Here is a 20668-nt window from a genome sequence, read left to right as displayed (position 1 = left end):
AGAAGCGCTTTATAAATTTTAATCGTTTTTCTTTCTTCCGCTCATTGCTACAATGGCAACGATAACGATAAGAACAACCCCACCAATAATCCAATAAGTCGGATTGGTTTGCCATTCCTCCGTAGATGTGGATGTCACGTTGGTAGTTTTTACAACTGCTGAATCCTGAGCGAATGTTAAAGCAGATGATAAAATTGCTAAAAAGCTAAATAAGAATAATTGAGCACGGTTGAGAAGAGTTGAATTTTTCATAATTTTATTATTTGGTTGATGGTAATTTTTCAATATCTGTGCCAATTATTAATGTAATCAATTTTCATATTGCTGTATGGTCGTTAAATTCAGAAAATAATTTTTCTCAACAAAATATTTAATAAAGAGCAATCAAATCCTTATTTTTACAAAAAATATAAAAATGTTTCGTCTTAAACTTCCTACAGATCCGCGCTGGGCAAATATTGCAGAAGATAATCTGGAAGAGATTCTCACAGATCACGCCTGGTGCGAGCAAAAAGCAGCCACCAATGCTATTGGCCTCATCACAATGGTTCCGGAACATACGGAGATGGTGACAGAACTTTTGGCAATTGCGCAAGAGGAACTAGACCATTTCAACCAGGTTCACGAGATTATCAAAAAAAGAGGAGGTGTCCTTGGTAGAACGCGTAAAGACGATTATGTGAATGACTTGGTAAAATTCATTGTGAAAGGTGGTGACAGAAAAGATCTTTTGGTAGACAAAATGCTTTTCGCAGCAATGATAGAAGCCAGAAGCTGTGAACGCTTCAAAGTTTTGACAGAAAATATCAAAGACGAAGAATTGAAAAAATTCTATAACGATCTGATGATTTCGGAAGCCAATCATTATACCACTTTTATTGGATTTGCAAGACAAATTGGTGACCCGGAAAAAGTCAATCAACGCTGGGAAGAATGGCTGGAGTATGAAGCCCAAGTCATCCAGTCTTATGGAAACAAAGAAACCATCCACGGCTAATGAACAGAAGCTTTAACGATTATCTCCGCCTTTTTCTAAGATCTTTTATTCAGGGATTGATCATTATTGGTCCCTTTGCCATTACGGTTTGGGTCATCTGGAGTGTCGTTTTCAGCATCGATAATCTGGTACCTTCTGTCTCAGAGAAATTTCCAGGATTGATATTTTTCATTGTCATTTTCGGAACAGCATTTATCGGATTTTTTGGCAACAAGTTCATTATAGGAAGATTGATTGTGGATGGTCTGGATTATGTTTTGGAGCATATCCCTGGGATCAAATTCATCTATACATCACTGAAGGACGTCTTAGGTTCTTTTGTTGGCGATAAAAAGAAATTCAATGTTCCCGTTTGGGTCAAGACCAATGAAGCGCCTGAGATTTGGAGAATAGGATTTCTTACTCAATCTGATATGTCCGCCGTGAATCTTGAACAAATGGTGGCGGTCTATCTTCCACACTCTTATGCCGTTTCCGGCTGGGTTATAATGACCAACTTTAACAACATCAAGGAAGTAACCGGAATGAGTTCCGCCGAGGCAATGAAGTTTGCTGTAAGTGGCGGTGTTGCCGGATTCCATTCGGATGACAATGTTTTCAAAGCACCGGAGTAGTTTTCATAAGTGATAATTGATGGATGAATAATCGATCACGTAAGTGATATTTTCATTCGGAATATTATAATTTATTTTCTGTCAATTATCAATATAAAAGATCATTCATTTATTATTAATTATCATTTATATTCATTATGAAACTACCTTACGCAGAACCATTTAGAATCAAAATGGTCGAAGAAATATATCAATCCACACAAGAACAACGCGAAGAATGGCTGAAAAATGCCAACTATAATCTATTTAATCTGAGAAGTTCACACGTTTTTATCGATTTGCTGACCGACAGCGGAACCGGCGCTATGAGCGACAAGCAATGGGGCGCGCTGATGATTGGCGACGAGAGCTACGCCGGTTCCCGCTCCTTCGATGCATTGCAGCAAACGGTTGAAAACATCACGGGATTCCCTTACCTTTTGCCAACGCATCAGGGTCGTGCCGCAGAGAATGTCTTATTTTCGGTCTTAGTGAAAGAAGGCGATGTTGTACCAGGAAATTCTCATTTTGATACCACAAAAGGTCACATCGAATTCAGAAAAGCACATGCCATCGATTGTACGATCGACGAAGCTTTTGACATCAATGACCTTCATCCATTCAAAGGAAATCTGGATCTAGAAAAGCTCGAAGCGGTTTACAGATCTCATCCAAAAGAGCAAATCCCGTTTTGTTTGATTACCATTACCTGCAATTCTTCCGGCGGACAACCCGTTTCTCTGGAAAACATCAAAGCGGTGAAAGAATTGTCCGACCAATATGGGATTCCGGTTTTATTCGATTCGGCGAGGTTTGCGGAGAACGCTTATTTTATCAAGAAAAGAGAAAAAGGTCAACAACATAAAACTATCAAAGAAATCTGTAAAGAATTATTTTCTTACGGCGACGGTATGACCATGAGCTCTAAGAAGGATGGGTTGGTCAACATTGGTGGATTCATCGCTTTGAAGAATAGAGAAATCTTTGAGCAAGCTTCTAATTTCACCATTATCTACGAAGGTTTCATCACTTACGGTGGTATGGCAGGAAGAGATATGTCAGCTCTGGCGGCTGGTCTTGATGAAGCGACGGAATTTCCTTATTTAGAAAGCAGGATCTCACAAGTGGAATATCTCGGAAACAAATTGATGGAAGCTGGGATCCCTGTTCAAAAGCCAATTGGTGGGCATGCTGTTTTCATTGATGCACTTAATTTCTTGCCTAATATCAAAAGAGAAGAATTTCCTGCCCAAACATTAGCTATCGAGCTTTATAAAGAAGCCGGGATCCGTGGCGTGGAAATCGGAACTCTGCTCGCGGACAGAGACCCGGAAACGAGAGAAAACCGTTATCCCAAATTGGAATTGTTAAGGTTGGCCATCCCTAGGAGAACTTATACCAACAATCATATGGATTATGTAGCTGCTGCTGTGAAGAACGTTTTTGAAAGAAGAAATGACATCACAAAAGGTTATAAGATCAAACGTGAACCGGCGATACTACGACATTTCACCGTTCAGTTGGATAGGGCATAAAACAAAAGAGAGCAAAATTGCTCTCTTTTTTATTTTCTTTTTTTAGCCTGTTGTTCAGATGCTTCGGACCTCGGTTTTGACATTTGCATTTCAGTAGCACCGGGGATACCAGGGCCGTTAACTGGAGCTGAAATTTTAGCCTTTTCAATAGCCTCGAGTTTTCGTTGCTCCTCTTCAGCAGTCGTGTCAACTGGTTGAGGTTTTTGAGAAATGGCGTTTCCACTTTCGTCTGTGAGCTCCAGTTTCACATCACTCTTTAGGTATTTAAGAAGATCTTTTGCCTTTTTACCTTCTGGTGTATTACCGTAATTCAATACGATCTGTTCCAGCTGCAGTATCATAATTTCTTTGCCTGCGGTTTTCCCTGCATTGTAAGCATTAAGCAAATAGAATTTAGGAATCAAGGCATCTTTCGGGTGATCTGTGATCGCTTTATCAGCAATTGCTGTCGCCTCGGAGTATTTTTCGGTTAAATAAAGATTATAAGCTTCGGCATATAATTTTTCAACATCGTCTGAGGATTTGTTGAAGTCTTTGCTTTTTGGATTTTTGACAAATTCTGCATAAGACGTGTAAGGATATTTTTCCAGAATCAGCCGTTTGGCTTTTTCCGCATCAGCCGGATTTTTTTCATAATTGAAAATAAAAATATTATACAAAGCCATCAGGTCTGTTTCCTCATCAGGCTTATTTTCTACCAAATCATACAGTGTTTTGGTTGCCAGCTTCGTATTGCCAAAGAAGGTTTCATACATTCTTCCCATTCCCAAACTAGCAGTATCTCGGTCTTTTTTTAATCTTCCTAATTCTTCAGCAGAAGTTGGAATTTTCTCGATATAAAATTCAGGCTCCAAACGTCTCGGATCCGGCGCACTTGTAATACCCAAGGCTTCATTTTTAAGATCTTCAATTGTTGCTGATTTGGCAGAATAACGCCAGTTGTCAGCTAAGGTTCTGGTCCCCCAAATTTGCTTGAAAGCACTTTCTCCACGCGGAATGTTATTAGAATTAGCAAAATAAAATGTGGATCCGCCAGTGTTAATTCCGAAATTCTGGAAACTGCCACTGTCTGTAGCGTTGTTAGCAAAGATCGAATTAGCATTATAATCTCCATTATCAAAGCCTTTGCTTCTCTCCGCTCTTTTTTTCTCTAATTCTTCGGCTGCTTCTTTCGCCTTGATTTTATCAATATATTTGGTGAAATAATCCCTTTTTTCGGCATCGGTCATTTTTGCCAAAGCCAGGATACTGTCGTTCTTTTTAACAACGTAATAGTTTTTTGAAAGATTTTTGATATTGGCTGTAAGATCCGTCAATCTATCTTTTTCAGGCTTGTAGGTCATTACTGCTAATGCGCTGTCATAGTAAACGCCAGCTGTCAAATAATCGTCTTTTGCAAAATATTTTTTAGCCAATTCGGAATAAGTGAGTCCACGAATCTGAGGATCAGACTGTTTCTCTTTCAATGCTTTTCTAAAGAAGGAATCCGCGACAGAATCTTTTTTCGCAGAAGTCGCAACTAACCCACTGGCGTAGTACAGCTCATTTTTACGGGAAGCATAAGTTCCTTTTTTAGCAATCTTCGCAAGGTAAGCCATCGCTTCATCATAGCTGTCTGCTTTGCCGTCAAACGTTTTTGCAATCTCTATCTGAGACTTAACCTCGAATTCGTAGCTGTTCGCATATTTGTAAGCTGCTGCAAAAGATTCTCTGGCCTCATCTTTTCTATTGAGATTCGATAGGATTTGACCTCGCAGATAAGCAATTCTGCTTTTTATTTTTCTGTTTTTGTTATAAGTGAAAGCTTCTTCCAAGACTTCTGCAGCTAATTCTTTTTTACCCCATTTCAGGAAATTATCCGCTTGGTAAACCTTAAGAATTCTTTTTTGTTCTTTGGTCAATTTGATCTTCGGATCTTCTTCCAGATCACGAAAAACCTCATCAGCACGGTAATATTCTTTCAGTCTGGAATAATTGGCCGCCTGGTAGATTCTGGCTAAAGGCAATCTTTTATCTTTGCTCATTGTGTTGAAGATATAACCTAAGGCATCCAGAGACTCCAGGTATTTTCCCTGGTACATTCTCGCTTTTGCCAGCAACATATAAGCATCGAATATCTTTTTATTTTTTTCTACGCCATTCACCAAGACAGAATATTTTGAAATAGTCTTTAAAGCCTTCGCTTCCGTAATCTGCAGTGTGGTTACTCCTTTTTTGTTATTGCTTCCAACCTCATTGGAATTGTTGAAAGATGAAGCGTTTGGAGCTGTTCTGGGGCCGCCTCTTAGTGGCATAGGTCCTGTATCTGCGGCATTCTCTCCAGAGGTTGTCCCGTTTTGCAGATCATTAAGATTATCTTCTGTGGTATAAACGGAAATATAAGGATCGTAGAAGTTGTCAACGTGCGCTTTATCTCTGCTTTCCATTTCTGCAAGAAAAGATTCTCTACTGTTGAACAAAGTATTATGAAACGTCATAAATCTGTTAACCGGGCCACTTTTAGTTTTTTTCTTTTTGTGACGCGGGTTACAGGCAATTACGCTTACGACGGCAAGTATGATTAGTAAATATTTTCTCATCTAATTATTTCAAAATGAAATTTCTGGTTGAATCTGTAAAAATAACGAAATTTTGTAAGGAAAATTATCTCAAGCTGTTAGTTTTACAAATTGCTTGGAAAACAATTCAGTTTTTTGAGTTCTTCGTAAACCAAATCCACCGGAAAACCCATCACAGAATAGAAAGAACCGGAAATGTTTTTGATCTTTGCCATTCCCAGCCATTCCTGGATTCCGTATGATCCGGCTTTGTCAAAAGGTTTATAATTGTTGATATAAAATTTAATTTCCTCATCGCTGATCTCCGAAAACTCTACATCGGTTTTACTGGTCTTACTGATTTCTGAATCCGATGTTTTGATGGTAAACGCCGTATAAACCTGGTGTATTTTTCCCGAAAGACTTTTTATCATTTCAAAAGCTTCATCCTCATTTTTTGGTTTGAGAAGAATTTCTTGGTCTAATGCAACAATGGTGTCCGAGGTCAAAAGAATTTCGTTTTCATTAACATCAAAAGCTTTCGCTTTCTTGGCCGAAACATATTCTGCGATTTGATTTGGATTCAATTCAGAAGGATAAGACTCATCAACATCGATTTTAACAACATCGAACTGATAGCCCAATTGTGATAATAATTCTTTTCGTCTGGGTGAATTGGAAGCTAGTAATAATTTCATTGTTAATTATTTAAGCTGATTTTGTTTCTTCGTCCAGATTCCATTTTCCCTGGACTTTCATCACTTGCTCTATCACGTCACGCACAGCTCCTTTGCCTCCATAAACTGGTGAAATATAATCTGAAATGGCTTTCACCTCCGGAACTGCATTTGCAGGACAAGCAGAAATCTCAGCCAATTTCATAATTCCAATATCAGGAATATCATCGCCCATCATTAGAATTTCGGAATCTTGTAAATCATATTTGGATTTGAAATCTTTGTAATCTGTTATTTTGTGCGAAGATTTGGCATAATAATCCTTGATGCCCAGATATTCCATCCTGTTTTTTACCATTGGATCGTTTCCTCCCGTGATGATTCCGATTTTGTAACCTTTTTTCAAGCACTGAACCACTGCATAACCGTCCAAAACGCTCATCACACGAGACATATTCTGGTCTGGTAAAAGGTAAACGCTTCCGTCGGTAAAAACGCCATCGACATCAAAAACAAAAGCTTTTATATTTTTAAGTTTTGATAAATAACTCATTTTAAATTTTTAAAAGAATTGACATAAAAAAGTCCTCTCGAAAGAGGACTATAAAAATAGTGTTTTATGTCTAATTAAGGGTAAAGAGCAGGTTCAATTTTGTTATTATTGTTTTTGATTTCCTCTCTTTGATTTTTTTCCATTGCCCGGAGAACTTCGGAAGGTTCCGACATCATTTTTCCATTCATATTCAGTGTTAACTTCATATTTCCTTGCGATAGCATTTGGCGCGTATCTTTTACTGGATCATTTTTGTATTCTTTCCACTGTTTTTTGAACTGCTCTTCAGAAACCTCGATTTCTTTTCCGCCAGGAACACCAAAGGTTTTTACAACAATTCCGCCACGTGTACTTCCGATTTCTTCTTTTTCGATTTTCTCAACTTCATCAAATTTTTTGCTTCCTGCAAATTTGAAAATATGCGTTCCTGTAGAATCTTCCATTTCTAAAATCAAACCTGGCAATCCCGAAAATTTATAGGGTCCGTCCTGAAAAGGAAAATCCTGAGAAAACCAAGCCGTCCAGGTTCTTCCACCGAAGTCCAGCGTTGCTTTTTGAACTTCGAATTTATCAATCGTTTTCTTATCGGGAAGTATTTTCCACTTCATAGGATTTTCATTTTTAACACTGAATCTGGAATTACCAATACCTGTGTGTAAAACGATATTGAAATCCGGATAAGATTTGGAAACCGAATATCCTATTTTGCCGCCGTTTCCTCCACGGTAATTAAAATTGGTAGAGCCTGTCGCAATTTGTTTTTTAAAATAAGCATCTCTTGTAGAATCGCTTACAAACTTCTGCCTGCTGTAGAATTTGCTGCCGTCTTTTTTGATATCCAGATACATCAATTCTGTCTCGAGAGAGTCTTTCTTTTCGAGATTAGATGCGAATTTGTATTCATACATAATTCTTGTTCCCTGAGCGAATGATAATGCTCCAATGAGAAGGGTTAAAATAAAAAATGTTTTTTTCATAGTTGAATTTTTTATTAAAGTTAATGAATAATAACTAAGAAATTAGTGATTTGAAATTGAGCAAAATAAAAAGGCAGACAAAAAGATGAACTGCCTTTTTGCAATTATAAAATAGTGTTATTTGAAATTAAATTTTACAGTGAACATAAACTGGCTTGGGCGGATGTTGTAAGTGTTTCTTCTTATAGAGTTGGTAAGGGTATTCACAGAAACAGTTTCATAAACTTTTTTATTTCCAATGTTTAACCACTTAAACTCAAAATCAATTTTCTTTTTTACCCAAGTATATTGATAGGAAACATCAAAAAAAGAATTTCTATAGCTTTCCATAGCAAGAGTTGTTGTGATATCATCCCAAATAAATCCGAAAGTATGGTTGTCCGAAGGATAGATGTATGTAGCTAAATTGTGATTCCAATCACTGTTTTTATTGGTTAAATTGCTAGAGTTATCCGTACTTTTTCTCCAGTTCATTGTTAGATTATAATCTACGCTTAGCCAGCTAAAGTATGTATTATTGAATTTGAGACCAAAAGCTTGACCCTCATTTTTAATTGAATAAAATCGTTCATTAATTGTCTCAAAATCTTCATTCACATCACTTATCATACTATAATTTTTACTGTTGCTATTCGTAAAATTGACTGAAAAGTTTGTTTTGAAGCTTGGGAAATATTTTCCTATTTCTGCCCTTTGACTGTTGGATGTTGATGTATTATCTCTTTCTAATATTTCTGATCTTATTGTTCCGTTTGGCGATACTTTCTGATTATTAATCAAATTATTTGTATTGTTACCTATTCTATAACTCACATTGAAGAACAAATTATTAAGAGGATTTCTATACTCCAATCGTGAACTTGCATTTCTAGATGTAGTCTCAGGAAGTTGGGAACTCTTAACTTGTACAAAGGTTGGATTTGTAAGAATATTTCCAGCATATAAATCTCCAAAATTTCCAAAACTATTAGCAATACTTCCAAAAATCCAAAGTTTGAAAAACGACGCAAAATCATAAGAACCAAACATAGTAGGCTCAAATCTGGTTTTATTAATCGCTTGTCCTGTTCCTCTTAAGTTATCGTTATAATCAATTCCATAAAAGTTTACTGGGAGCGTTAGATTCAAGTTTATATTTTGAGATTTGTAATTAACACCGACTTGTGTATAAGGCTGAACCTCGTTCCAATTGATATTATTTTGATAATCCAAGCCGTATAAAGTAGATTCATTCCCATTAATTCCATTAAGATTTGATTTCATCGAATTAAAATTAACACTAATTCCCGCTTCTGGTGTGAAAGTCCATTTTCTATAGCTTAATCCAACTGATGCAGAATGTGTTGTATTAATGCTTTTTAAAGAAATATACTGACGTAATGCTTCAAAATTATTCGGAATAAATTGCTCAGGCGTACTTAATAAAGGATCTGGAACAAAGTTAGAATATCTTCCTGGTCTTGAACTTAATGTTTGTCTATCATTTTGGATACTCACATAACTCATTACATTGAATAACTTATCCTTCCAAGGCAATATTGTGCTTAAAGAGTTTGTAAAGTTAAATGTAGGAGCATTAAGGTTTTCGTCCGCACTTATTTGGTTAAAAGCATCAGCTTGGTTATCTGACCACATTCCTGTCCACGTTGTAGTATTTTTAAAGAAGCCTTTTTTTGCATTCTTTGTAAAGATCATTTCCCCTTTAGCCTTATTAGTATAGAAATCATTGTGTATCGTTCTTTCTATATTAGATCCATTAACTAATATTTCATTAGAATATGAATCTCTTTCAATAGCATTGTTGGTGTAATTAGCATTTAGTTTTAGTTCCCATTCTTTATTTTTGAAGGGGCTTGTTAATAGATTTGCAGAGAAAAAATGAACATTATTCAATAAATACCTTTTCTCTGGTAAATCTGGTGTTTGAGCTTGTTCTACATTTAGCCAACGGTTTGCTGATACTTGGCTTCTTCTTCCTTCCCATCTACTACCAAAAGATAAAAGATTTCCTTCATTCTCAACACTTTCTCCATTGTTATTAGCTTTGTAATTAACAACCCATTGATTTTTCTGTCCGAAGAACATCGGTGTTAATTTCACATTCCAAAGTAATGGACTGAAACCTGCACCGATTTCGCCGCGACCAGTCATCGTTACCGATTTTTTTAGCTTGATGTTAAGAGCGGCTTGTTCCGAAGGGACTTTATCCCTAAGAATACTTACAGGCTGGTGGTTTTCAAGAACTTCAACTTTAGAAACAGCGTCTTTTGGAAGGGAGTTGTTGATTGTTCCGTAACCGCCTTCCATCAGATCTTTTCCGTTAACGTAGAATTTGTTGATCGCTTCACCCTGATAAAGCACAGTTCCATCTTTATTAACCTCAATTCCTGGGATTTTTTTCAAGACATCAGCAAGGGTTCTGTCATTTTTATTTTCAAAAGACTTTAAGTCGTATGAAATGGTGTCACCTTTTTTGGTGATCAGTTTTGTTTTAAGTCTCACTTCCTGGATTTCCGTAGCTTGAGCATCCATGGTGAAATTCAGTTTTTGATCTTCGTTTTTTATGGATTGTGTGATGGGTTTCTGATTGAAAGCTTTAATCTTCAGGTCAAGATTACTTTCTGCAGAAGTTACATTCACTTTATATTCACCCTTCGAGTTGGAGATGCCATAGGCAAGGATGGCGTTTTTTCCAGGTTCTTCAACTGTTACACTTGCACTTGCAAGAGGTTTTCCGTCGGCATCGGTTATCACACCAGAGATCGTTTTTTGCGCAAAAGCAATAAGAGAAAATGTCAGCACAAAAAAGATAGATAGAATTCTTTTCATTGTTATTAATTGTATCACTGAAATGTTAGTAGACGAAATTTGTAAAATGTTACAAACTTTTTATTGGAGTTGTAAAATTTAATTAAGTTAAATCTGAAACAATGAATATCTGATAATTACCATTTATAAAATGAATGAATTCTATTTATAATTGTTATAAATAAGATTGTGCTTTTTTTATTGCAGAATATTAAAATTTAATAAATTTGCCTCTTAATATTACATTAACATGGGAGTTATTCTAAAACCTATTGATATTGTAGATGATATCACAAAGGAAGAGTTCTTTGAAAAATACCTGAAGCCACGAAAGCCTGTGGTAATCAAAAATATGGCGAGGAAGTGGCCTGCTTATCAAAAATGGACGATGGACTATATGAAGCAGACAGTAGGCGATGTAGAAGTTCCCTTGTACGATAGCTCCAAAGCAGATCCGGCGGCGCCCATCAATGCTTCTGCAGCTAAAATGAAATTTGCAGATTATATCGATCTGATTCAAAGGGAGCCGACAGACCTTAGAATTTTCCTGTTTGACCCGATTAAGCAGGCGCCTAAGTTATTGGATGATTATATTTTTCCAAAGGACCTGATGGGTGGTTTTCTGGATAAATATCCAAATATGTTTTTTGGAGGAAAAGGTTCGGTGACGTTTCTTCACTATGACATTGACATGGCGCATATTTTTCACACCCATTTCAATGGGAGAAAGCATATCCTGCTTTTCGATTACAAATGGAAAGACAGATTGTACCAGATTCCTTACGCGACTTATGCACTGGAAGATTATGATATTGAAAATCCGGACTTCAGTAAATTTCCGGCTTTGGATGGTGTAGAAGGTATCGAATGCTTTTTGGAGCACGGCGACACATTGTTTATGCCAACGGGTTGGTGGCACTGGATGAAGTATCTGGATGGTAGTTTCTCGATCTCGTTAAGAGCTTGGGATAAAAGCTGGGCAGTGAAAGCGCATTCGCTTTGGAATCTCACTGTTCAAAGGAACTTTGATAACTTTATGAAGAAGAACTTCAAAGCTAAGTATATGACTTGGAAAGAGAAAAAAGCAATTGAACGGGCCAATTATGCTTTGAAAAGAGGTTTACCAAAATAGGGTGGCTAAATTAAAAAACAAAAAAAGCAGCTAAATTTTAGCTGCTTTTTTATTTATATCAAAGTTGACAACCTTAAACTACACCTTGAGCAAGCATTGCTTCAGCAACTTTAACGAAGCCCGCAATGTTAGCACCTTTTACATAATTTACATAGCCATCCTCTTCTTTACCATAATCTCGACAAGCTTTGTGGATACCGATCATAATTTCTTTTAATCTCGCATCAACTTCTTCAGAAGTCCAGTTCAGTCTGATAGAGTTTTGTGTCATTTCCAGACCAGAAGTCGCAACACCACCGGCGTTAGAAGCTTTACCAGGCGAGAACAATACTTTATTATCCAGGAAATAGTTGATTGCATCAAGAGTTGAAGGCATATTAGCAGCTTCGGTCACACAAAGACAACCGTTCGCAACCAATGCTTTTGCATCATCAAGATCCAATTCGTTTTGAGTTGCAGATGGGAATGCGATATCACACTTCACTTCCCAAGGTCTTTTGCCAGCAAAGAATTGCGCCTCAGGATATTTTTTAGCATAATCCTCTGCTCTGTTATTTCCGGAAGCTCTCAGTTCCAAAAGATACTCGATTTTTTCTCCGGAGATTCCGTCTTTGTCATAGATGTAACCGTCTGGACCAGAGATGGTCACTACCTTACCTCCAAGGTCATTTATTTTTTTAATAACGCCCCAGGCTACGTTTCCAAAGCCGGATACGACAGCTGTTTTACCAGCAATCGATTCATTGATGGTTTTCAACATTTGCTCAGCAAAGTAAACCACACCATAACCCGTTGCTTCCGGTCTGATCAAAGATCCACCATAAGCCAGACCTTTTCCTGTCAAAACTCCTGTAAACTCGTTTCTGATTTTTTTGTACTGACCAAATAGATATCCGATCTCTCTTGCGCCAACACCAATATCACCCGCTGGAACGTCAGTCTCAGGACCGATATGTTTGCAAAGCTCTGTCATAAAAGCCTGACAGAATCTCATGATTTCCATATCAGATTTCCCCTGCGGATCAAAATCAGAACCACCTTTTCCACCGCCCATAGGAAGTGTTGTCAAACTATTTTTGAAAACTTGCTCAAAAGCTAAGAACTTAAGTACACTAAGGTTTACAGTCGGATGGAATCTGATCCCGCCTTTGTATGGACCAATCGCAGAATTCATCTGGATTCTGAACCCTCTGTTGACCTGGATCTCACCTTTATCATCAATCCAAGGAACACGGAAAATGATCACTCTTTCCGGCTCAGCCATTCTCTCTAGGAGCTTCATTCCGGTATATTCTTTTTTAGTAGCGATGAAAGGAATTACAGTTACTGCAACTTCTTTTACTGCCTGAATAAATTCTGGTTCGTTAGGATTCTTGGCTTCGATTTTTGCCATAAATTCCTGGATCTTTTGCTCAACGTTATAGTGTTCCATTATTCTATAATTATGACAACAAATTTAATTTTATTTTCGAATTTCGCAACTAATATTTTGATTTTTATTGAAAATTTAAGGATATTGCTTAAGTTTTTTGCTTAATGTATAATTACATCTTTTGTGTTAAGAATTTTTGAAGTTAATGTTAATTTATTTCAAGTTTTCGAAACGTTATTTTTGATCATTTATCTGATATTGCCTGCCGGAAAGACATTTGATATAGCCATAGAGTTCCAAATCTAAAAGAATTGGTAAAAGCTTATGATGCAGAATGTTAGTTTTGTCTGCAATCTCATCCAGAGAAAGTGATTTTTCTACTGTAATAATTTCTAATATTAATAGATGTTCTTTCTTATCAGCGTCTAATTCTACTTTCGGTTCTTCCTTTGGAAAAAGTTCTGGCTGGATGGCAATATTCAGATTCTGAATTAATGTTTTGATGTCGACAATGGTTTCCGCTTTGTTCATTGCAATCAGCTGATTGCAGCCCTGGCTGTACTGATCTGTAATTTTCCCGGGAAGAGCAAAAACATCACGATCATAGCCATTAGCATAATTAACAGTTGTCATAGATCCACCGCCATAAGCGGTTTCCACAACGATAAGATGAGGTGCAAATCCTGCAATAATTCTGTTGCGTTGTAAAAAGTTTTCTCTGCTGATATTATCGAAACTGGTGTATTCTGAGATCAAAGCACCATTATTATCCAAAATCCTCTTGGCCAGGTTTTTATTAGACGAAGGGTAGATTGTTTTGAGACTTTGTGCCAGAATCGCAATCGTAGGAATTTCATTTTTAAGAGACTCTTCGTGAACACAAGTGTCCGCGCCCAACGCTAAACCACTTATGGTGCAGATATTTGTATTAATTAATTCGGATAAAAAATCCTGGATAAAATGTTTTCCATAAGGTGTCAGTTTTCTGGTTCCGACAATACCGACCGGGTTATGATCAGGATTTAAATAACCTTTGTAGAACAAAATGGCAGGCGCATCATCACAATTCAAAAGGTGTTTTGGATAAGAATCTTCGGTGTGAGAAACGATTTTGATATCGTGTTTTTCACAAAATTTAATTTCCTTCTCGGCAGCAATAAGGAATTCTTTTTTCCCGATATCCCGGATGATGTTTTTCCCGATACCATAGATAGACTGTAGCGCTTTTGGTGTGGATTCCCAAACTTTTTTTGCAGAGCCGCTATGTTTTAATAATTTGCGCAGATTAGAATTGCCAATGTTTCTGCATTGTTTTAGCGCTATGAGGTAAAGATATTCTTCGGAAAACATAATTCATTTGTGTTCCTACGAATATAAAACTATTTTTCCTTTCTGCGGATCTCATCCAGATATTCCCAGATGTTTTCTTGTCTCAGTTGTGGCAGTTCTTCAAAATCTTCCGGGTGGTTGGCGATGTATTCCTGCCACATTTTGTCATCTCTTTCATTGTAATAATTAGGATATTCCCAGATAAACTTTCTTTTCTTCTCACCAAATTTTCTGAAAATAACAGCTAATATGATTCCCGTAATACTTCCTGCCAGGTGTGATTGCCAACTGATTTTACTCGGTTCCTGAAGTTGAGAAAAGAATTCTTCCGGAAAGATTCCCCAAATCAAACTCCCGTAATACAACGCAACTACAAGAGATACTGTCAAGAGTTTCATATTCCAGCGGAAAACACCGCTGAAGAAAATGAAGAATGCCAGCATATAAACCAATCCGCTTGCGCCAATGATACAGTTGTAGTTCCATTGTCCGGTTATGATATCAACAGGTGGCAGCATCCAGACCAATAATCCGGAAGCGATCCATCCAATGAGAAAAATTCTGAAAGCGATTTTGGGATAAAATTCAAATAATAAGAATAGCAAAACCGCCATTGGCAAAGAATTACCTAAGATGTGATCCAGATTACCATGCAGCAGTGGAGCGAAGACGATGCCCTTCAGCCCCTGTGGTAGGAGTGGAATGATAGCACCGTTACAACCTTCGAAAAAACCAAGATTCTGAAGCAAAAAGCAGCTCCACATCAATCCCAGCATAATGATTGGAACCAAAAACGATCTGAGATTTAGATATTTTAAAAACATTAATTATAGATTCACAATTTTACAGCCAATTTCCAGAAAAGGTAATTTTGTCTGTAAAAATTCTGATGATTGATAAGAATTTGGTTATAAAGTCAGATTTTGCAAAATTTAGTTTTATTATTTTTGTTGAAAATTAGGTGTTAATGAAAAAGGTATTGGCGTTATTTTGTATTGTGATGGGCTTTTTATCTCAAGCTCAAGTGACTGATTATCAAAAAATAATTGATTCGATTAATCAAAAAAAATGGGATTCTACGGCTATAGATCTTGACAGTCTTTCTAATCCGAGAATAATTGACATCAAACGTATCAAAAAAGATTCTGTCAAGCTGAACAACACAATTGTTATAGTTCCCGGTGGAGATGATTCCGGGCCTATCACACCTTCTTCTATCTTAACTTTGCCGACTTTGAAACGCTGGTTTATCTTTGGTCAGAACAGTCTGGTTTTTAACCAGTCTTCATTCGCCAACTGGTATGCTGGAGGTAATAATAATATTGGCGTTATCGGGAAAGCGAATTACAATATCGTCTATAAAAAAGATAAACATTACCTTGATAATAATATCCAGCTGGGTTATGGTTTTGTGTCCTCTACAGGTCAATCTACGAGAAAGACAGATGATTACATCAACATTATGACCAACTACGGCTATGAGTTGGCGCAGCATTATTATTTGTCAACAGGTTTCCAGTTCCTGTCACAGTTTACCGCTGGATACAATTATTCCAATACGCCGGATCCGGTTTTCGATGACAGAATTTCAAAATTTATGGCACCGGGATATCTTAACATCGGTATTGGTGTCTCTTATAATCCGAATGAAAATTTCCAGGTAATTCTAAGGCCTGCGAATGGGAAATTCACTTTTGTCCTTGATAAAAAACTTCAGACAGCCGGTAACTATGGTTTGGAAAGAGACGGTCAAAGCATGAGAGCGGAGCTTGGTGCGATGCTGAATGTTCTTTATAAAATCAAATTATTCAAAGATGCGACTTACGTCAATCAAATTAATTTCTTTACCAATTATCTCCAGCATTCTGAAAGAGTCGATATCAACTACAGCGGAAGCCTGAACCTGAAGTTTAATAAATACATCACCACTGTTGTAACATTAGATCTGATGTATGACCACGATCAGATCCAGAAACTGCAGAGAAAACAAACACTTGGCGTTGGCATAACCTATAATTTGGGCTACAAAATGGAGCGCGATAGCAAATCAGGCATTATCAAACCTTTTGTAAATTAAATCATTCTTCTATTTTATTATATTTGTTTAACCAAAAAAACAAATAAATATGAAGAAACTACTATTTTTTGGAAGCCTGCTGTGGGCTTTCTGCTCCTATGCGCAGGAACAGCCTGTGCAAGATTCCACAAAAGCTTGGTCTATCCTTGGTCAAAACACATTGATGCTCAATCAATCCGCATTTTCCAATTGGGTTGCCGGGGGTGCGAATAATGTCGGCTGGCAGGCTGGAGTCAATTACAATATGACTTATGAAAAGGACAAAGATCTTTGGGAAAATCTCATTATTCTTGGTTATGGGATGAATAATACCCAAGGTGTAGGAAATAGAAAAACACAGGATGTGATTAATATTTCTACCAATTACGGGCGGAAAATATCTGATCATTGGTACGCATCTGTCGGCGCCGGGCTTATCACGCAATTTGCTCCTGGTTATGAGGATGGAAATAATCCTGATGCTACTAAGATTTCAAATTTTATGGCACCCGGATATGTTAATCTGGGAGCCGGTTTTACTTATAAACCCAACGATAATTTCACAATGACATTGCGTCCTGCCAACGCAAGATTTACTTTTGTTCTGGACAAAGATCTGCAATGGGCAGGAAATTATGGACTGAAGAATGATGGCGATTCTATGCTATTTCAGTTCGGTTTTCTGGGAACGGCTCAATATAAAGTGAAATTAATGGAAAATATTACGTTGCAAAACAATGCTTCGGTTTTTTCTAATTATCTGGATCATCCGGAAAGACTGGTTTTGTCCTATTCCGGAATTCTGAATATGAAGGTCAACAAGTATATATCGACTAACGTCACTTTGGATCTATTGTACGATCATAACCAAATCAAAAAAACCCAGCTGAAACAAACCTTAGGAATCGGTTTGGCTTATAATATTGATAATGGTCAAAAACGTTCGGAAGATAAACGCAATCAGGAATGGAAAACGAAATAAAAAATTCAAATAAAAAAAGCGGAGATTAATTCTCCGCTTTTTCGTTTAGCCAACCCATTTCTCCAAAATGTTTTTTGAACTTTTGGATCTTTGGTCCAACAACAGCACTGCAATAAGGCTGAGTAGGATTAGCATTATAATAACCTTGATGGTAAGCTTCCGCAGGCCAGAATTTTTTGAAAGGAACAATCTCCGTTACATATTTTCCGTTCCATTCCTGTTTTGCTTCCGATTCTTTCATAGACTCTTCCGCCTCTTGTTTTTGCTTTTCAGAATGATAGAAAATTGATGATCTGTATTGTGTTCCGATATCATTTCCTTGTCTGTTAAGCGTGGTAGGATTATGTAAGAACCAGAATACTTCCAGTAGTTGTTTGAAAGAAATGATTTTTGGGTCGAAGGCAATTTCCACTACTTCCGCATGTCCTGTTGTTCCGGTACAAACTTCCTCATAGGTTGGGTTGTCCTTATGGCCTCCAGAGTAACCAGAAGTTACAGATTCTACACCTTTCAGCATATGAAAACAACTTTCTACACACCAAAAACATCCGCCTGCCAAAGTGGCATACTCCAAATTGTTTTTATCCATTTTTTGATTTGTTAAGGGTTTTGATTTTTTCTCCTGTCCATTACAGTTGACGAGGAAAAAACATAAGATGATTAATAAATAACGAGTCATTTTTCGAAAAGAAAAATCCTTTGATTTTCCTACATCTTAATAGCAAAAATTATTCCTATTAATAAGCTAAGAAAGACCAAAGGATTTCTAATATCAATTATTTATTATTTTCCCATACCAGAGCACTAGCTCCGAGTATAGCTGCGTCTGCCTCGTCCAACTCGCTGAAAACTAATTTTACTTTTGAGCGGAAAATAGGAAGCAGGTTTCTTTCCATATGCAATTTGGCTGGTTTAAGTAAAAAGTCTCCAGCCTTAATAACTCCACCAAATAGCAATATCGCTTCCGGAGAAGAGAACATCACAAAATTAGCCAAAGCTTCACCTAATTTTTGTCCAGTATATCTGAAAACCTCAATCGCTGTCGGATCACCTTTCTCTGCACATTCGAAAACAGTTTTTGAGTTGATGGCATCTTCAGGATATTGATTCAACATAGAATCTGGAAACTCAGCACGGAATTTCTTTGCCGTAATGGCAATTCCTGTTGCAGAAGCATAAGCCTCAAGACTCCCTTCAGAACCGGTGCTCCAGTGCTTTCTTCCACCAGGCTTTACAATAGTATGTCCTAGTTCTCCGGCAAAACCATCGTGGCCATAAATCAGATTTCCTCCGCTGATGATTCCACTTCCTACACCTGTTCCCAATGTAATCATTATAAAATCTTTCATGCCTCTAGCTGCACCAAACATCATTTCTCCAAGCGCTGCTGCATTGGCATCGTTTGTCATTTTACAAGGAACTCCGAATTTGGCTCTCATCAATTCAGCAAAAGGAACGACACCTTTCCAGGGAAGATTAGGTGCCAATTCTATTGTACCCTTGAAGTAATTGGCATTAGGCGCGCCAACTCCAATTCCATCCAGACTGTTGTTTCCTTTGACTTCTTCTAAAAGCGGTGCGATATTCTGATATAGAGCGTCTATGAAATTCTCTACTTCCTTATAATCTTCAGTTTTTATGCTTCCTTTAGCAAGAATTTCTCCACGGTGATTCACCAGCCCGAATTTGGTATTAGTCCCGCCAATATCAATTCCGATTGCTATTTGTTTAGATAGATCAATTAATGACATTCGATTTTTAATTTTTTAAGACCCTAAATTTATGGAAAATCAATGTAATATGTGTCAAATATTAATTTAATTTTAAATTTAGAATTAATGAAAATTTTCAATAAAATTATAATGTTGAATAAAAAAATCCGAATGTTGTCATCCGGATTTTAATATCAATTATTTGGTTTGTGTTTTCTTTCGTCTGCCCCACCAGATCATAAATCCAGTAACCGGCATAGATGCAATGATTAAGCTGACAATGAAGGCGATGATTTTTGTCGGCAAACCCAAGATAGCGCCCACGTGAATGTCATAATTCGCTGCTACGGTTTTCTCGCCAAAGTTCTTGTCCCACGGATCGTGTCTGTGTAATAATTCACCGGAATTTTCGTCAAAAATCAGACTGCTGCTTTTATGATAAGAATAAGACAAATGCTTGACATAGACTTCAAAATTCGGATGTTCGTGGTCGTCCATATGCGGATGCCCAAGGTCCAGACTGAAGCCGTATGCAGTCGGGTAAAGTTCTTTGACCTTATCAGAAATTTTGTCCAAAGTTCCTTCATTTCTCATTTCAATCGGAGCTTTTGTTGTAATCTTAGAAAAATCGGGATAAGTCATTTCGCCACCGGAAAAGATATAATAGATAGAAGCCTGGACAACAAAGAATGCATAGAACAAACCGGTGATGGTCAATATCAATGCAAAAATGGAAGAATAGAAGCCTAGTATATTGTGCAAATCGTAGTTCTTGCGCTTCCACTTGGTGCTGTCCTTCCATTGGAATTTGAAACGCTGTTTTCTGGCCGCTTTGTTCTTAGGCCACCATAGCACGATTCCTGTGATTAGCATTACCAAAAAAATCAAAACAGGAATGCCGACGACGTAAGTTCCCCAATCCTGCTTCAGAAGAAAACTCCAGTGAATGGACTTGACAATGGCGAAGAAACCATTTTTTTCATCATAGACCTGGAGCACTTTTCCTGTGTAGGGATTGACGTAAGCCAGCTTGTAAACAGGAAATTCATCAAAATAATTCCAAGCCGATGTATTGTGTTCGTACCAAAAAAACTGGTAGGACATCTTGTTATCAATTGGCACATTGACCCAGTGAATCGGATATTTTTCTTGGGTCTGCTCATTGACCAGGCGTTCCATCTCGCGGATTGGAAGAATTTTCTTTTGGTCAGGATTGGCTTCGTTATGATAGATGTATTCTTTGCGGCTGAAGTTTTCTATCTCATCCTTGAAAACATAAAGAGCACCTGTAATCGAAATAATAAATATCAGGATACCAATGGACAAGCCAAACCACAAATGCAGTTTGGCTGACCATTTTTTGAAAAATCCTGGTTTCTTTTTATGATGGTGTTTTTTTCTTCTCATA

At 37.3% G+C, this 20668-nt stretch carries 18 protein-coding genes; 6 read left to right on the top strand and 12 right to left on the bottom strand.

All coding sequences use genetic code 11. The features are described from left to right. Nucleotides 1-18 precede the first annotated feature (18 nt). Entirely contained in the window at nucleotides 19-252 is a 234-nt protein-coding gene (locus BXY58_RS02170) for a hypothetical protein (protein ID WP_120212158.1), read from the bottom strand. A gap of 163 nt (nucleotides 253-415) precedes the next feature. Between BXY58_RS02170 and BXY58_RS02165 the strand changes: the two genes are divergently transcribed. The 3 genes from BXY58_RS02165 (at nucleotide 416) to tnaA (ending at nucleotide 3125) form a co-directional block, all read left to right on the top strand. Beyond that, complete coding sequence (locus BXY58_RS02165; RefSeq protein WP_120212157.1) at nucleotides 416-997, top strand: MiaE family protein; 582 nt, start codon at nucleotides 416-418, stop codon at nucleotides 995-997. Continuing rightward, complete coding sequence (locus BXY58_RS02160; protein WP_120212156.1) at nucleotides 997-1611, top strand: DUF502 domain-containing protein; 615 nt, start codon at nucleotides 997-999, stop codon at nucleotides 1609-1611. The genes BXY58_RS02165 and BXY58_RS02160 overlap by 1 nt, the downstream gene beginning before the upstream one ends. Nucleotides 1612-1748: 137 nt before the next feature. After that, nucleotides 1749-3125, top strand: a complete 1377-nt coding sequence (tnaA, locus tag BXY58_RS02155) for a tryptophanase TnaA (RefSeq protein WP_120212155.1) — start codon at nucleotides 1749-1751, stop codon at nucleotides 3123-3125. Nucleotides 3126-3154: 29 nt separating this feature from the next. On the opposite strand, the gene porW is transcribed toward tnaA, so the two are convergent. The 5 genes from porW to BXY58_RS02130 form a co-directional block, all read right to left on the bottom strand. Continuing rightward, nucleotides 3155-5704 carry a type IX secretion system periplasmic lipoprotein PorW/SprE gene (porW, locus tag BXY58_RS02150; protein WP_120212154.1) on the bottom strand — a complete coding sequence of 850 codons (2550 nt, stop codon included), beginning with the start codon at nucleotides 5702-5704 and terminating at the stop codon, nucleotides 3155-3157. Between the two features lie 83 nt (nucleotides 5705-5787). Further along, a complete protein-coding gene (locus tag BXY58_RS02145; RefSeq protein WP_120212153.1) occupies nucleotides 5788-6360 on the bottom strand; it encodes a Maf family nucleotide pyrophosphatase in 573 nt (190 codons plus the stop codon). 10 nt (nucleotides 6361-6370) lie between these two features. Then, nucleotides 6371-6892 carry a KdsC family phosphatase gene (locus BXY58_RS02140; RefSeq protein ID WP_120212152.1) on the bottom strand — a complete coding sequence of 174 codons (522 nt, stop codon included), beginning with the start codon at nucleotides 6890-6892 and terminating at the stop codon, nucleotides 6371-6373. 74 nt (nucleotides 6893-6966) lie between these two features. Then, a complete protein-coding gene (locus BXY58_RS02135; protein WP_120212151.1) occupies nucleotides 6967-7869 on the bottom strand; it encodes a GLPGLI family protein in 903 nt (300 codons plus the stop codon). Between the two features lie 117 nt (nucleotides 7870-7986). Further along, entirely contained in the window at nucleotides 7987-10698 is a 2712-nt protein-coding gene (locus BXY58_RS02130) for a carboxypeptidase regulatory-like domain-containing protein (protein WP_120212150.1), read from the bottom strand. 229 nt (nucleotides 10699-10927) lie between these two features. Between BXY58_RS02130 and BXY58_RS02125 the strand changes: the two genes are divergently transcribed. Next, nucleotides 10928-11809, top strand: coding sequence for a cupin-like domain-containing protein (locus tag BXY58_RS02125; protein ID WP_120212149.1), 882 nt, complete (start codon nucleotides 10928-10930; stop codon nucleotides 11807-11809). 73 nt (nucleotides 11810-11882) lie between these two features. On the opposite strand, the gene gdhA is transcribed toward BXY58_RS02125, so the two are convergent. From gdhA to BXY58_RS02110, 3 genes are all read right to left on the bottom strand, one after another. Continuing rightward, nucleotides 11883-13241: an NADP-specific glutamate dehydrogenase gene (gdhA, locus tag BXY58_RS02120; protein ID WP_120212148.1), complete on the bottom strand. Its 1359-nt coding sequence runs from the start codon at nucleotides 13239-13241 to the stop codon at nucleotides 11883-11885. A 174-nt stretch (nucleotides 13242-13415) separates the two neighbouring features. Continuing rightward, a complete protein-coding gene (gene dprA / locus BXY58_RS02115) occupies nucleotides 13416-14531 on the bottom strand; it encodes a DNA-processing protein DprA (RefSeq protein WP_120212147.1) in 1116 nt (371 codons plus the stop codon). A gap of 29 nt (nucleotides 14532-14560) precedes the next feature. Next, nucleotides 14561-15334, bottom strand: coding sequence for a rhomboid family intramembrane serine protease (locus BXY58_RS02110; protein ID WP_120212146.1), 774 nt, complete (start codon nucleotides 15332-15334; stop codon nucleotides 14561-14563). A 143-nt stretch (nucleotides 15335-15477) separates the two neighbouring features. Between BXY58_RS02110 and BXY58_RS02105 the strand changes: the two genes are divergently transcribed. Further along, the gene (locus BXY58_RS02105) at nucleotides 15478-16587 is read left to right on the top strand and encodes a DUF3078 domain-containing protein (RefSeq protein WP_120212145.1); all 1110 of its coding nucleotides are present in this window, start codon (nucleotides 15478-15480) and stop codon (nucleotides 16585-16587) included. 49 nt (nucleotides 16588-16636) lie between these two features. Beyond that, on the top strand, nucleotides 16637-17548 hold the full coding sequence (locus BXY58_RS02100; protein WP_120212144.1) for a DUF3078 domain-containing protein: 912 nt from the start codon (nucleotides 16637-16639) through the stop codon (nucleotides 17546-17548). A gap of 25 nt (nucleotides 17549-17573) precedes the next feature. On the opposite strand, the gene msrA is transcribed toward BXY58_RS02100, so the two are convergent. From msrA to BXY58_RS02085, 3 genes are all read right to left on the bottom strand, one after another. After that, nucleotides 17574-18137, bottom strand: a complete 564-nt coding sequence (gene msrA / locus BXY58_RS02095; RefSeq protein ID WP_371868381.1) for a peptide-methionine (S)-S-oxide reductase MsrA — start codon at nucleotides 18135-18137, stop codon at nucleotides 17574-17576. Between the two features lie 187 nt (nucleotides 18138-18324). Continuing rightward, the gene (locus BXY58_RS02090) at nucleotides 18325-19299 is read right to left on the bottom strand and encodes an ROK family protein (protein WP_120212142.1); all 975 of its coding nucleotides are present in this window, start codon (nucleotides 19297-19299) and stop codon (nucleotides 18325-18327) included. A gap of 159 nt (nucleotides 19300-19458) precedes the next feature. Further along, complete coding sequence (locus tag BXY58_RS02085) at nucleotides 19459-20667, bottom strand: PepSY-associated TM helix domain-containing protein (protein WP_120212141.1); 1209 nt, start codon at nucleotides 20665-20667, stop codon at nucleotides 19459-19461. Nucleotide 20668: the final 1 nt, after the last annotated feature.

Origin of the sequence: Epilithonimonas arachidiradicis, from assembly GCF_003610695.1 — a bacterium.
GTDB lineage: Bacteria > Bacteroidota > Bacteroidia > Flavobacteriales > Weeksellaceae > Epilithonimonas > Epilithonimonas arachidiradicis.
Note: the sequence above shows the minus strand (reverse complement) of the source record. Positions and strands in the feature narration are given on the sequence as shown.